Below are 13,120 nucleotides of genomic sequence, written 5' to 3' on the forward strand. Positions count from 1 at the left end.
TCCAGTGAGGCGGGGAAGGAGGGTCGCCGGATGAGTTCTGGCACACCTGCACCTGGAGCACCCGTACCCGCGACCGCGTCGACCGTGGTTCTCGGTCCGCCGGAGATCGCCCGCGCACTGACGCGTGTGGCGCACGAGGTCCTGGAGCGCAACAAGGGTGCCGCTGACGTGGTGCTGCTCGGCATCCCGACGCGTGGCCTGCCGTTGGCTCGTCGTCTCGCCGAGCGTCTCGTGGCCGTGGAGCCGGGGCTGGCCGGTGTCGATCCGGCGTCGCTGGTCGGCAGCCTCGACGTCACGATGTACCGCGACGACCTGGCGTACCACCCGACGCGCAGCATCGGTTCGACCCAGGAGCCCGCCGGTGGCATCGACGGGAAGGTCGTCGTGCTGGTCGACGACGTCCTTTACTCCGGCCGCACCATCCGGGCCGCGCTCGACGCGCTGAACGACCTGGGTCGGCCGCGGGCGGTGCAGCTCGCCGCCCTGGTCGACCGGGGTCACCGTGAGCTGCCGATCCGTGCCGACTACGTGGGCAAGAACCTGCCGACCTCGCACAGCGAGCGTGTGCGGGTGCTGCTGGACGAGGTCGACGGGCGGGACGCGGTGCTCATCGAGGGCGAGCGTGCCGGTGTCGTCGAGGGGGGTGCGCGATGAGGCACCTGCTGTCGGCGGCCGACCTGGACCTGGCCGAGGCCGTGCGCGTGCTGGACACCGCGGGGCAGATGGCGGCGACCCAGGCGCGGGAGATCAAGAAGCTGCCGACGTTGCGTGGTCGCACGGTGGTGAACCTGTTCTTCGAGGACTCCACGCGGACGCGGATCTCGTTCGAGACGGCCGCCAAGCGCCTGTCCGCCGACGTCATCAACTTCTCCGCCAAGGGTTCGAGCGTGTCCAAGGGCGAGTCGCTCAAGGACACGGCTCTGACGTTGCAGGCCATGGGTGCCGACGCGGTCGTGATCCGGCACCAGTCCTCGGGTGCGCCGCACACCCTGGCCCGCTCGGGCTGGACGCACGGCGCGGTGGTCAACGCCGGCGACGGGACGCACCAGCACCCGACGCAGGCGCTGCTCGACGCGTTCACGTTGCGCCGGCACCTGGTGGGTGACGGCGGTCGGGCGGACGTGTCGGGCCGGGACCTGGCGGGTCTGAAGGTCGCGATCGTGGGTGACGTGCTGCACAGCCGGGTGGCCCGCTCGAACGTGCAGCTGCTGCACACGCTGGGCGCGCAGGTCACCCTGGTGGCCCCGCCGACCCTGGTGCCGGTGGGTGTGGGTGCGTGGCCGGCGCGGGTGTCCTACCACCTGGACGAGGTCGTCGAGGAGGTCCAGCCGGACGCGATCATGATGCTGCGCGTGCAGCGCGAGCGGATGTCCAGCGCGGGTGGCGGGTTCTTCCCGAGCCCGTTGGAGTACACCCGCGGCTACGGCCTCGACGCGCGCCGCCTGGCGGCCATGCCGCAGCACGCGATCGTGCTGCACCCGGGGCCGATGAACCGCGGGCTGGAGATCTCGGCGGATGCGGCGGACTCTCCGCGGGCGGTCATCGTGGAGCAGGTGGCCAACGGTGTGGCGGTGCGCATGGCGGTGCTGTACCTGCTGCTGGCGGGCGGTGGTGCCGGTGCTGGTGCGGTGACCGGCGGCGGTTCCGGGACGACGACGGGCAGCGGCCCGGTGGTGGACGAGACGAAGGTGGAAGCATGAGCACGAGGTACCTGCTGCGAGGGGTCGCGCCGCTCGGCGGGCCCGAGACCGACGTGCTGCTGTCCGACGGGGTGATCGCCGCGCTGGGCGCCGACGCCGGCGACCAGGCGCAGGACGCCACGGTGGTCGAGGGGGCCGGCCTGGTGCTGCTGCCGGGCCTGGTGGACCTGCACACCCACCTGCGCGAGCCCGGGCGTGAGGACGCCGAGACGGTCGAGTCCGGCACCCGTGCGGCCGCGCTGGGCGGGTTCACCGCGGTGCACGCGATGGCCAACACCGACCCGGTGCAGGACACCGCGGGTGTGGTGGAGCAGGTGTGGCGACTGGGTCGCGATGCGGGCTGGGTCGACGTGCACCCGGTGGGGGCGGTGACCGTGGGCCTCGGGGGTGAGCGCCTTGCCGAGCTGGGTGCGATGGCGCAGTCCGCCGCGCACGTGCGGGTGTTCTCCGACGACGGCAAGTGCGTGCACGACCCGGTCGTCATGCGCCGCGCCCTGGAGTACGTCAAGGCGTTCGACGGTGTGGTCGCCCAGCACTCGCAGGAGCCGCGGCTCACCGAGGGTTCCCAGATGCACGAGGGTGTCGTCTCGGCCGAGCTGGGGCTCGCGGGCTGGCCGGCCGTCGCGGAGGAGGCGATCGTCGCCCGTGACGTGCTGCTGGCCGAGCACGTCGGTTCCCGCCTGCACGTGTGCCACCTGTCGACCGCGGGCTCCGTGGAGATCGTCCGCTGGGCCAAGTCCCGTGGCATCGACGTCACCGCCGAGGCCACACCGCACCACCTGGCGCTCACCGACGAGGAGGTGCGCGGGTACGACCCGGTGTTCAAGGTCAACCCGCCGCTGCGGACGCAGGCCGACGTCGACGCGGTGCGTGACGGTCTTGCCGACGGCACGATCGACATCGTCGCCACCGATCACGCGCCGCACACGCGTGAGGACAAGGACTGCGAGTGGGCGGCGGCCGCGTTCGGCATGACCGGTCTGGAGACCGTGCTGTCGGTCGTGCAGCAGACCATGGTCGACACCGGGCGGTTCACCTGGGCGGACGTGGCTCGGGTGCTCTCGACCGCGCCGGCGCGCATCGGTCGGGTCACCGACCAGGGTCGTCCGATCGCCGTGGGGGAGCCGGCCAACCTGGTGCTGGTCGACCCGGCCGCGCGCCGGGTGGTGGTCCCCGAGGAGCAGGCCTCCAAGAGCGTCAACTCGCCGCTGCGCGGTCGTGAGCTGCCGGGCCGTGTCGTGGCGACGTTCCTGCGGGGACGCGCGACGGTGCTGGACGGCGTGGCCGTGCCCGCCACGAGCGCAGCAGGAGCCCGCTGATGCCCACCCCGGTCTCGATCACCCTGCTGGCGCTCCTGCTCGTGCTCGCCCTGCTGGGCATGCGTGCCGGGTGGCGTGCGCGGACCCGCCGCACGGCCGACCTGGTGGGCGCGCTGCCGAGCGCACCGGCTGATCTGGGCTCTGCCCGCACCGAGTCCGTCGAGGCCGTCTACGTGTCCTCGACCCGTGCCGGCGACTGGCTGGACCGTGTCACCGCGCACGACCTGGGGGAGCGCAGCAACGCCCAGGTGCAGGTGTGGGACGCGGGCGTGACGATCGCCCGCGAGGGCACCACCGACGTCTTCGTCCCCGCGGCCGCGCTGCGCGCCGTCGGCACGGCGCCTGGCATCGCCGGCAAGGTCGTGGGTCGCGACGGGATCGTGCTGCTGACCTGGCAGGGCGACCCGTCGGACGAGCGAGGGCTCGACACAGGCATCCACCCGCGCCACGCGGCCGACCGGGAGGTCCTGGTCGACGCGGTGCGCGCACTCATCGACGCCACGGCCGGTGCGCACGCGCCCGTGCCGACGCAGCAGGAGGAGACGGCATGACCGACGCAGTGCTCGTGCTCGAGGACGGCCGCACGTACCGGGGCCAGGCCTACGGTGCGGTCGGGACGACGCTCGGCGAGATCGTCTTCAACACCGGGATGACCGGTTACCAGGAGACGCTCACCGACCCGTCGTACCACCGGCAGATCGTCGTGATGACCGCGCCGCACATCGGCAACACAGGGGTCAACGACGAGGACCAGGAGTCGGCCCGCATCTGGGTGGCCGGCTACGTGGTGCGCGACCCCGCACGGCGCGCCTCGAACTGGCGCTCCGCACGCACGCTCGACGACGACCTGCAGAACCAGGGTGTCGTCGGCATCAGCGGCATCGATACGCGTGCCCTCACGCGGCACCTGCGTGAGCAGGGAGTCATGCGCGCCGGGATCTTCTCCGGTGAGGCGCTGCTGGTCGACGGTGAGCGGCGCAGCGACGAGGACCTGCTGGCCCACGTGCTCGCCGCGCCGCAGATGGCCGGTGCGGACCTGGCGGGCGAGGTCAGCACGCAGCAGCCGTACGTCGTGGAGCCGGCCGGTGAGCCGGTCGCCACGGTCGTGGCGGTCGACCTCGGCATCAAGGCGATGACCCCGCAGCGCATGGCCGAGCGGGGCATCCGCGTGCACGTGGTGCCCTCGACGGCGACGATCGAGCAGGTGCTCGCGCTCGCGCCGGACGGCGTGTTCTTCTCCAATGGTCCCGGTGACCCGGCGGCCGCCACGCATGAGATCGACCTGCTGCGCGAGGTGCTCGACCGACGCATCCCGTTCTTCGGCATCTGCTACGGCAACCAGCTGCTGGGCCGGGCGTTCGGCTTCGGCACCTACAAGCTCGGCTACGGGCACCGCGGCGTGAACCAGCCGGTGGTCGATCGTGCCACCGGCAAGGTGGAGATCACGGCGCACAACCACGGCTTCGCGGTCGACGCCCCGCTCGACGGGCCGACCACCGCACCGCACGACGGGGGCCGCTACGGCCGGGTCGTGGTCTCGCACGTGGACCTCAACGACGACGTCGTGGAGGGTCTGCAGGCGCTCGACCTGCCGGCGTTCTCGGTGCAGTACCACCCGGAGGCCGCTGCGGGTCCGCACGACGCCGCGTACCTCTTCGACCGCTTCCTCGACCTCATGAACGAGAAGAAGGGTGCCGCCTGATGCCCCGGCGCACAGACATCAGCAGCGTCCTGGTGATCGGGTCCGGCCCGATCGTCATCGGCCAGGCCTGCGAGTTCGACTACTCCGGGACGCAGGCGTGCCGCGTGCTGAAGGAGGAGGGCCTGCGGGTCGTCCTGGTGAACTCCAACCCGGCCACGATCATGACCGACCCGGAGTTCGCCGACGCGACGTACGTCGAGCCGATCACCACCGAGGTGCTCACCTCGATCATCGCCAAGGAGCGCCCCGACGCGCTGCTGCCGACCCTGGGCGGGCAGACGGCTCTCAACGCCGCGATCGCGCTGCACGAGGCCGGGGTGCTCGAGGAGTACGGCGTCGAGCTGATCGGGGCGAACATCGCCGCGATCCAGAAGGGCGAGGACCGCGAGCAGTTCAAGCAGGTCGTCGAGGTGTGCGGCGGGGAGTCGGCCCGCTCGGTGATCGTGCACGGTCTGGACGAGGCCCTGGCGGCCGTCGACGAGCTGGGCTACCCGATGGTGGTCCGTCCGTCGTTCACCATGGGCGGCCTGGGCTCGGGTATCGCGTACGACGAGGCGGACCTGCGCCGGATCGTCGGCCAGGGCCTGCACTACTCGCCGACCACCGAGGTGCTCCTGGAGGAGTCGATCCTCGGCTGGAAGGAGTACGAGCTCGAGCTCATGCGTGACAAGCACGACAACGTCGTGGTCGTGTGCTCGATCGAGAACGTGGACCCCGTGGGCGTGCACACCGGCGACTCGGTGACCGTGGCCCCCGCCCTGACGCTCACCGACCGTGAGTTCCAGAACCTGCGGGACATCGGCATCGCGGTCATCCGTGAGGTCGGCGTCGACACCGGCGGCTGCAACATCCAGTTCGCGGTCGAGCCGGACACGGGCCGCATCGTCGTCATCGAGATGAACCCGCGCGTGTCGCGCTCCTCGGCGCTGGCGTCGAAGGCCACGGGCTTCCCGATCGCGAAGATCGCCGCGAAGCTGGCCGTGGGCTACACGCTCGACGAGATCCCCAACGACATCACGGGGTCCACGCCGGCCTCGTTCGAGCCGACGCTCGACTACGTCGTGGTGAAGGTCCCGCGCTTCGCGTTCGAGAAGTTCCCGGCCGCGGACCCGACGCTGACCACCACGATGAAGTCCGTCGGCGAGGCCATGGCGCTGGGCCGCAACTTCACCGAGGCGCTGGGCAAGGCCTTGCGGTCGCTCGACACGAAGAACGCCTCGTTCCACTGGGACGGCGCCGCGGCCACGGGGGAGGAGCTCGACGCCCTGGTCGCCTCGATCGCCCGACCCACCGAGCGTCGCCTGGTCGACGTGCAGCAGGTGCTGCGGGCGGGCGTCCCGCTGGAGACCGTGTTCGACCGCACCAAGATCGACCCGTGGTTCCTCGACCAGATCCAGCTGGTCAACGAGGTCGCGCAGGCCACCGCGGACGCCGCCGCGCTCACGCGCGACGTGCTGATGCACGCCAAGCGGCACGGCCTGTCCGACGCGCAGATCGCCCAGCTGCGTGGCACCACCGAGGACGCCGTGCGTGGCGCCCGGCACGCCGTGGGCCTGCGACCGGTCTACAAGACCGTCGACACCTGCGCGGCGGAGTTCGCGGCCAGCACGCCGTACCACTACTCCTCGTACGACGAGGAGACCGAGGTCGCCCCCCGCGAGCGCCCCGCGATCCTCATCCTCGGCTCCGGTCCCAACCGCATCGGGCAGGGCATCGAGTTCGACTACTCGTGCGTGCACGCCGCCCTCGCCCTCAAGGGCGAGTTCGAGACCGTGATGATCAACTGCAACCCGGAGACCGTCTCGACGGACTACGACACCTCGGACCGTCTGTACTTCGAGCCGTTGACGTTCGAGGACGTGCTCGAGGTCTACCACGCCGAGCTGGCCGCCGGTCCGGTCGCGGGGCTCATCGTGACGTTGGGCGGCCAGACGCCGCTGTCGCTCGCGCACCGGCTCGAGGCGGCCGGCCTGCCGATCCTGGGCACGTCCCCGGCGGCCATCGACGCGGCCGAGGACCGTGCCGAGTTCGGCAAGGTGCTCGAGGCCGCCGGGCTGCCCGCCCCGGCGTTCGGCACGGCCACCACGCTGGCCGGTGCGCGCGACACCGCGCGCCGCATCGGGTTCCCCGTGCTCGTGCGGCCCTCGTACGTGCTGGGCGGACGCGGCATGGAGATCGTGTACGACGAGGAGCACCTGGCCGAGTACGTCCAGCGGGCGCTGGACAACGCTGCCGACGGGGGCAGGGCGGGCACCCTGCCGCCGCTGCTCATCGACCGGTTCCTCGACGATGCGATCGAGATCGACGTGGACGCGCTGTTCGACGGCGAGGAGATGTTCCTCGGCGGCGTCATGGAGCACATCGAGGAGGCCGGCATCCACTCCGGTGACTCGGCGTGCGCACTGCCGCCGGTGACCTTGTCGGTCGCCGAGCTGGAACGCATCCGCCTGTCGACCGAGGCGATCGCCCGCGGCGTCGGCGTGCACGGACTGCTGAACATCCAGTTCGCGCTGGTCTCCGACGTGCTCTACGTGCTGGAGGCCAACCCGCGCGCCTCGCGCACGGTGCCGTTCGTGTCGAAGGCCACGGGTGTCTCGCTGGCCAAGGCGGCGGCCCTGGTCATGGCCGGGCACTCCATCGCGGACCTGCGCGCCCGCGGGGTGCTGCCGACCGACGACGCGTCCGTGCTCGACCTGGACGCGCCCATCGCCGTGAAGGAGGCGGTGCTGCCGTTCAAGCGGTTCCGCACCGACGGCGGCGTGGTCGTGGACACGGTCCTGGGCCCGGAGATGCGGTCCACGGGCGAGGTCATGGGCTTCGACGTCGACTTCCCGACGGCGTTCGCCAAGTCGCAGTCGGCGGCGTACGGCGGTCTTCCGACGGGGGGCCGGGCGTTCATCTCGGTGGCCGACCGCGACAAGCGCTCGATCGTGTTCCCGGTCAAGCGTCTGGCCGAGCTCGGGTTCGAGATCCTCGCCACGGCGGGCACCGCCGCGGTGCTGCACCGCAACGGCATCGACTCGCGTGTGGTGCGCAAGTTCTCCTCCGGGCGTGGTGCGGACGGTGAGCCGACGATCGTGGACCTGATCACGGCGGGCGAGATCGAGATGGTCGTGAACACCCCCTCCGGGCAGGGTGCGCGCGCCGACGGCTACGAGATCCGTGCCGCGACCACGGCCGCCGACAAGGCCATCGTGACGACCGTGCAGCAGCTCGGAGCCGCGGTGCAGGCCATCGAGGCGGCCCAGGCCGGTCCGTTCCGGGTGACGAGCCTGCAGGAGCACGACGCGGCCACCGCGGCGCGTCGTGAGGTGCGCCGCGCCGCTCGCGCTGGGTCGCCGGCATGAGCGCGGCCGACCGCGCAGCCGCGGTCGCCGGCCCCTCGGGGGGCGCGGGGGAGCGGTCGACGTTCGGGGCGCGCCTGGCCGCGGCCATGGATTCTCACGGTCCTCTGTGCGTCGGCATCGACCCGCACCCTGGTCTGCTGGCGGCCTGGGGTCTCACGGACGACGCAGCCGGTCTGCGGCGGTTCGCGCTCGGGGTGCTCGACGCCCTGGGTGGGCGGGTCGCTGCGGTCAAGCCGCAGTCGGCGCTGTTCGAACGGCACGGCTCAGCGGGTGTCGCTGTGCTCGAGGAGGTCGTCGCCGCAGGTCGGGAGACCGGGACGTTGGTGATCGTCGACGCCAAGCGGGGCGACATCGGCTCGACGATGGCCGCCTACGCCGATGCCTACCTGCGGGACGGCTCGCCGCTGGCGGGCGACGCACTCACGGTCTCCCCGTACCTCGGGTTCGGTTCGCTGACGCCGGCGGTGGACGCGGCCGCGGCGAGCGGTCGGGGGCTCTTCGTCCTGGCGTTGACGTCGAACCCCGAGGGTGCCGCGGTGCAGCACGCCCGCGACGACCAGGGCATGGCCGTCGCCACCCGGATCGCGGCGGAGGCGGGTGCCCTCAACAGGGCCGAGACCCGCGCCAGCGGTGCCGCTCTCGGTTCTGTGGGCCTGGTCGTCGGGGCCACGATCGGTGACGCTGCCCGGCGGCTCGACCTGGACCTCGCGGCGGTCGACGGTCCGCTCCTGGCTCCCGGCGTGGGCGCGCAGGGTGCGGGTGCGGCCGAGCTCGCGGCGGTGTTCGGCTCAGCCCGACGTGCCGTGCTCGCCTCGTCCTCCCGGGGTGTCCTCGCGGCGGGGCCTGCCTCGCAGCGCCTGCGGGACGCCGCGCGGCAGGCGGCGGACGAGGCGGCCGCCGCGCTGCGCTGAGGGCCCGCAGGACGCATGCTGGACCCACCCGGCCGCGGGATTCGCGACCGGGTGGGCGGCGCAGCCCTGCTGCGCTCCTCGTGCGCGCCCACGGGGGTCGCCCCCTGCCCGTCCCGGCCGGCGATGGGCCCCGGTGCTGGCACCCACGGCGCGCTGACCTGCGGGTGCAGTCCGGCGCCGCCAGGCCTGTCGCGTTGCCGACGTCCCGGGGTGTCGCTAGTTTCTTAATCACGGTCGCGCTGCTCAGCGTGGTCGCCGGCCCACTGACGAGAAGGTGACGCGCGTGGCTCTCCCCCCGCTGACTCCCGAACAACGCGCCGCAGCGCTCCAGAAGGCCGCCGCCGCCCGGCAGGCCCGCGCCGAGGTGAAGAACCGTCTCAAGTACTCCCAGGGCACGCTGTCCGAGGTGATCACCCTGGGTCAGCAGGACGAGACCATCGGCAAGCTCAAGGTCCTCGCCCTCCTGGAGTCCTTGCCCGGTGTGGGAAAGGTCAAGGCTCGTGCGATCATCGAGGAGATCGGCATCTCCGAGACGCGTCGTGTGCGTGGCCTGGGTCCTCACCAGGTGAAGGCGCTCGTCGAACGCTTCGGCTGATCGCCCCGCCCGAGTCCCGGTCCGGCCTTCGCCGGGCCGGGACCTGCACGTCCGAGGAGCGACGCACCACCCATGACGACGACCCCAGCCCGGCTGACCGTGCTCGCCGGACCGACAGCCGTCGGCAAGGGAACGGTGTCCGCCGACGTCCGTGCCCGTTACCCGCAGGTGTGGCTGTCGGTGTCCGCGACGACGCGGGCCCCGCGGCCCGGCGAGGTCGACGGCGTGCACTACCACTTCGTGTCGGGCGAGGAGTTCGACCGGATGGTCGCGGGCGGCGAGCTGCTGGAGTGGGCCGTGGTGCACGGGCGCAACCGGTACGGCACGCCGCGCGGCCCGGTAGAGGCGCGCCTGGCGGCCGGTGAGCCGGCCCTCCTGGAGATCGATCTGCAGGGTGCGCGCCAGGTGCGCGAGACCATGCCCGACGCGCGGTTCGTCTTCCTGGCCCCGCCGTCGTGGGACGAGCTGGTGCGCCGGCTGGTCGGGCGCGGCACGGAGGACGCCGAGGAGCGCGAGCGCAGGCTGGCGACGGCCCGTGTCGAGCTGGCCGCCGAACCGGAGTTCGACCACGTGATCGTCAACGACGACGTGACGCGCGCCACGGACGAGCTGGTCCAGGTCATGGGGCTGTCGACCAGGTAGACTGTTCGGAGCATCCGCGCGCCCGCGGACGTCCGTGACCACTGTCGCGCACGTCGGGCGGTGCGAGGACCAGCCCCCAGACCCCTCACGTACGGAGACACCGTGTCCGGAACCGTCGCAGCCCCCACCGGCATCACCGACCCGCCGATCGACCAGCTGCTCGAGCGCGCCGACTCCAAGTACGCGCTCGTCCTGTACTCGGCCAAGCGTGCCCGCCAGATCAACGCGTACTACTCGCAGCTCAACGAGGGCCTGCTCGAGTACGTCGGCCCGCTGGTCGAGACCCGTCCGCAGGAGAAGCCGCTGTCGATCGCCATGCGCGAGATCGACGCCGGTCTGCTGACGGTCGAGGCCACCCCGGAGGACTGACCCGCACCCATGCGGATCGTCCTGGGCGTCGCGGGCGGCATCGCCGCGTACAAGTCCGTCCTGCTGCTGCGTCTGCTGCGGGAGGCGGGCCACGACGTACGCGTCGTGCCGACCCGGGCGTCCCTGGAGTTCGTCGGCCGCGCCACCTGGGAGGCCCTCTCCGGCCAGCCGGTGACGACGGACGTGTTCGAGGACGTCGACCAGGTGGCCCACGTGGCCGTCGGCAAGGGCGCCGACCTGGTCGTCGTCGCCCCCGCCACCGCGGACCTGCTGGCCCGTGCGGCATCGGGGCGGGCGGACGACCTCCTCACGGCAACCCTTCTGGTGGCGCGCTGCCCGGTGCTGCTGGCGCCGGCGATGCACACCGAGATGTGGGAGCACCCCGCGACCCGCGCCAACGTCGCCACGCTGCGTGCGCGCGGCGTGCACGTGCTCGACCCCGACTCCGGCCGGCTGACCGGTACGGACAGCGGGCCCGGGCGGCTGCCGGAGCCCGAGGCGATCGCGGCGGCGGCCCTCGCCCTCGTCGACAGGGCCGGCGGCACCGCCGACCTCCGAGGTCGTCGCGTGGTGGTGTCCGCCGGCGGCACGCGGGAGCCGCTCGACCCGGTCCGCTACCTCGGCAACCGGTCCTCGGGCAGGCAAGGGCTCGCCCTGGCCCGCGCCGCGCTGGCGCGTGGTGCGCAGGTGACGCTCGTCGCGGCGAACGTCGCCCTTCCTCTGCCCGCCGGTGTCGACGTCGTGCGCGTCGGCTCGGCCGCCGAGCTGCGCGACGCCGTCCGTCTCGCCGCACGCGATGCCGACGTGGTCGTCATGGCCGCCGCCGTGGCCGATTTCCGGCCGGCGACGACGGCAGAGACCAAGATCAAGAAGGACGACGACGGTTCCGTGCCCTCGATCACGCTCGTCCGGACCGTCGACGTGCTGGCCGAGCTCGCGCACGAGCGGCTGCGGGACGCTCAGGTGGTCGTCGGGTTCGCCGCCGAGACCGGGGACGGGGACGGGTCGGTGCTCGAGCACGGCCGGGCGAAGGCCCGTCGCAAGGGCGCCGACCTGCTGGTCGTCAACGCGGTGGGCGAAGGCAGGGGTTTCGGCACCGACGACAACGAGGTCACCGTCCTGGACGGCACCGGCGAGGTGGTCGCCAAGGCCGAGGGCACCAAGGACCAGGTCGCGCACGCGGTCTGGGACGCCGTCGCGGCGCTGGGACCCGCTGCAGTGCGCTGACCTGGGCGGCGGGGCCGCGTCGACACATCCGTCCTCGTCTCGGGACGGCTGCACGTCAGTGACGGTGCCGCGCACTAGGCTGTCCGCCATGAGTGACCCCGCGATGCGCCTGTTCACGTCCGAGTCCGTGACGGAAGGCCACCCGGACAAGATCTGCGACCAGATCTCCGACGCGATCCTCGATGCGATCCTCGAGCAGGACCCGCAGGCGCGCGTCGCGGTGGAGACCATGGTGACGACCGGCCTGGTGCACGTCGCCGGTGAGGTCACGACCAGCGCGTACGTGGAGATCCCGCAGATCGTCCGCCAGGTCGTCCGCGGCATCGGGTACACCTCCTCGCACATCGGGTTCGACGGCGACTCGTGCGGCGTGTCGGTGTCCATCGGCCAGCAGTCGCCCGACATCGCCGCCGGGGTGGACAAGGCGATCGAGGTCCGCGAGGACGCCGCCGACGTCGACCCGTTCGACCAGCAGGGTGCCGGCGACCAGGGCCTGATGTTCGGCTACGCCAGCGACGACACCCCGAGCCTGCTGCCGCTGCCGATCTGGCTCGCGCACCGGCTCGCCGAGCGCCTGACGGCCGTGCGCAAGGAGGGCGTGGTGCCCGGCCTGCGCCCCGACGGCAAGACCCAGGTGACCATCGGCTACGAGGGCGACCGCGCGGTCCGCCTCGACACGGTGGTGCTGTCCACGCAGCACGAGCCGGACCTGCGCCTGGAGGACCAGCTGCGCCCGGCGATCGCCGAGCACGTCGTCGTGCCGGTGCTCGACGCGCTCGGCCTGGAGCTCGACTCCTCCGACTACCGCCTGCTGGTGAACCCGACTGGCACGTTCGTCGTCGGCGGTCCGCAGGGCGACGCGGGCCTGACCGGGCGCAAGATCATCGTCGACACCTACGGCGGCATCGCGCGCCACGGTGGTGGCGCGTTCTCGGGCAAGGACCCCTCGAAGGTCGACCGGTCCGCCGCGTACGCCATGCGGTGGGTCGCCAAGAACGTCGTCGCCGCCGGGCTGGCCCGTCGCTGCGAGGTGCAGGTCGCCTACGCGATCGGCAAGGCGCACCCGGTCGGCCTGTACGTGGAGACCTTCGGCACGGAGACCGTGCCGGTCGAGCGTCTGACCGCGGCGATCCGAGAGGTCTTCGACCTGCGGCCCGCGGCGATCATCCGCGACCTGGACCTGCTGCGTCCGATCTACCAGCGCACGGCGGCCTACGGGCACTTCGGTCGCGAGCTGCCCGAGTTCACGTGGGAGCGCACGGACCGCGTGAGCCACCTGCAGTCCGCCGTCGGCTGACCGGAGCCCGC

At 72.4% G+C, this 13,120-nt stretch carries 12 protein-coding genes; all 12 read left to right on the forward strand.

All coding sequences use genetic code 11. From position 1 onward, the window contains the following. Positions 1-30 precede the first annotated feature (30 nt). The 12 genes from pyrR (at position 31) to metK (ending at position 13,109) form a co-directional block, all read left to right on the forward strand. Positions 31-654 (forward strand): bifunctional pyr operon transcriptional regulator/uracil phosphoribosyltransferase PyrR, encoded by a 624-nt coding sequence (pyrR, locus tag ACTHAM_RS07450; RefSeq protein ID WP_440685929.1) that lies wholly within the window; start codon positions 31-33, stop codon positions 652-654. Continuing rightward, positions 651-1,700 carry an aspartate carbamoyltransferase catalytic subunit gene (locus tag ACTHAM_RS07455; protein WP_440685931.1) on the forward strand — a complete coding sequence of 350 codons (1,050 nt, stop codon included), beginning with the start codon at positions 651-653 and terminating at the stop codon, positions 1,698-1,700. Before pyrR ends, ACTHAM_RS07455 begins: the two co-directional genes overlap by 4 nt. Beyond that, entirely contained in the window at positions 1,697-3,019 is a 1,323-nt protein-coding gene (locus ACTHAM_RS07460; protein ID WP_440685932.1) for a dihydroorotase, read from the forward strand. Before ACTHAM_RS07455 ends, ACTHAM_RS07460 begins: the two co-directional genes overlap by 4 nt. After that, positions 3,019-3,570 (forward strand): PH-like domain-containing protein, encoded by a 552-nt coding sequence (locus tag ACTHAM_RS07465; RefSeq protein ID WP_440685934.1) that lies wholly within the window; start codon positions 3,019-3,021, stop codon positions 3,568-3,570. The genes ACTHAM_RS07460 and ACTHAM_RS07465 overlap by 1 nt, the downstream gene beginning before the upstream one ends. Beyond that, the gene (gene carA, locus ACTHAM_RS07470; RefSeq protein ID WP_440685936.1) at positions 3,567-4,721 is read left to right on the forward strand and encodes a glutamine-hydrolyzing carbamoyl-phosphate synthase small subunit; all 1,155 of its coding nucleotides are present in this window, start codon (positions 3,567-3,569) and stop codon (positions 4,719-4,721) included. The genes ACTHAM_RS07465 and carA overlap by 4 nt, the downstream gene beginning before the upstream one ends. Continuing rightward, a complete protein-coding gene (gene carB, locus ACTHAM_RS07475; protein ID WP_440685938.1) occupies positions 4,721-8,068 on the forward strand; it encodes a carbamoyl-phosphate synthase large subunit in 3,348 nt (1,115 codons plus the stop codon). The genes carA and carB overlap by 1 nt, the downstream gene beginning before the upstream one ends. Beyond that, positions 8,065-8,979, forward strand: a complete 915-nt coding sequence (gene pyrF, locus ACTHAM_RS07480) for an orotidine-5'-phosphate decarboxylase (protein WP_440685940.1) — start codon at positions 8,065-8,067, stop codon at positions 8,977-8,979. The genes carB and pyrF overlap by 4 nt, the downstream gene beginning before the upstream one ends. Positions 8,980-9,262: 283 nt before the next feature. Next, complete coding sequence (gene mihF / locus ACTHAM_RS07485; RefSeq protein WP_440685942.1) at positions 9,263-9,574, forward strand: integration host factor, actinobacterial type; 312 nt, start codon at positions 9,263-9,265, stop codon at positions 9,572-9,574. A 72-nt stretch (positions 9,575-9,646) separates the two neighbouring features. Next, a complete protein-coding gene (gmk, locus tag ACTHAM_RS07490; protein ID WP_440685944.1) occupies positions 9,647-10,216 on the forward strand; it encodes a guanylate kinase in 570 nt (189 codons plus the stop codon). Between the two features lie 102 nt (positions 10,217-10,318). Continuing rightward, complete coding sequence (gene rpoZ / locus ACTHAM_RS07495) at positions 10,319-10,585, forward strand: DNA-directed RNA polymerase subunit omega (RefSeq protein WP_146951887.1); 267 nt, start codon at positions 10,319-10,321, stop codon at positions 10,583-10,585. A gap of 9 nt (positions 10,586-10,594) precedes the next feature. Further along, positions 10,595-11,812 carry a bifunctional phosphopantothenoylcysteine decarboxylase/phosphopantothenate--cysteine ligase CoaBC gene (gene coaBC, locus ACTHAM_RS07500; RefSeq protein ID WP_440685947.1) on the forward strand — a complete coding sequence of 406 codons (1,218 nt, stop codon included), beginning with the start codon at positions 10,595-10,597 and terminating at the stop codon, positions 11,810-11,812. Between the two features lie 88 nt (positions 11,813-11,900). Beyond that, positions 11,901-13,109, forward strand: a complete 1,209-nt coding sequence (metK, locus tag ACTHAM_RS07505; RefSeq protein ID WP_440685949.1) for a methionine adenosyltransferase — start codon at positions 11,901-11,903, stop codon at positions 13,107-13,109. Positions 13,110-13,120 lie beyond the last annotated feature (11 nt).

It is taken from the genome of Cellulomonas soli, from assembly GCF_052036975.1.
Lineage (GTDB): Bacteria > Actinomycetota > Actinomycetes > Actinomycetales > Cellulomonadaceae > Cellulomonas > Cellulomonas soli_A.

Excerpts from the sequence above, each read along its gene's own strand:
- pyrR (WP_440685929.1), top strand. The coding sequence starts at position 31 with ATGAGTTCTGGCACACCTGCACCTGGAGCACCCGTACCCGCGACCGCG.
- ACTHAM_RS07455 (WP_440685931.1), top strand. The coding sequence starts at position 651 with ATGAGGCACCTGCTGTCGGCGGCCGACCTGGACCTGGCCGAGGCCGTG.
- ACTHAM_RS07460 (WP_440685932.1), top strand. The coding sequence starts at position 1,697 with ATGAGCACGAGGTACCTGCTGCGAGGGGTCGCGCCGCTCGGCGGGCCC.
- ACTHAM_RS07465 (WP_440685934.1), top strand. The coding sequence starts at position 3,019 with ATGCCCACCCCGGTCTCGATCACCCTGCTGGCGCTCCTGCTCGTGCTC.
- carA (WP_440685936.1), top strand. The coding sequence starts at position 3,567 with ATGACCGACGCAGTGCTCGTGCTCGAGGACGGCCGCACGTACCGGGGC.
- carB (WP_440685938.1), top strand. The coding sequence starts at position 4,721 with ATGCCCCGGCGCACAGACATCAGCAGCGTCCTGGTGATCGGGTCCGGC.
- pyrF (WP_440685940.1), top strand. The coding sequence starts at position 8,065 with ATGAGCGCGGCCGACCGCGCAGCCGCGGTCGCCGGCCCCTCGGGGGGC.
- gmk (WP_440685944.1), top strand. The coding sequence starts at position 9,647 with ATGACGACGACCCCAGCCCGGCTGACCGTGCTCGCCGGACCGACAGCC.
- coaBC (WP_440685947.1), top strand. The coding sequence starts at position 10,595 with ATGCGGATCGTCCTGGGCGTCGCGGGCGGCATCGCCGCGTACAAGTCC.
- metK (WP_440685949.1), top strand. The coding sequence starts at position 11,901 with ATGAGTGACCCCGCGATGCGCCTGTTCACGTCCGAGTCCGTGACGGAA.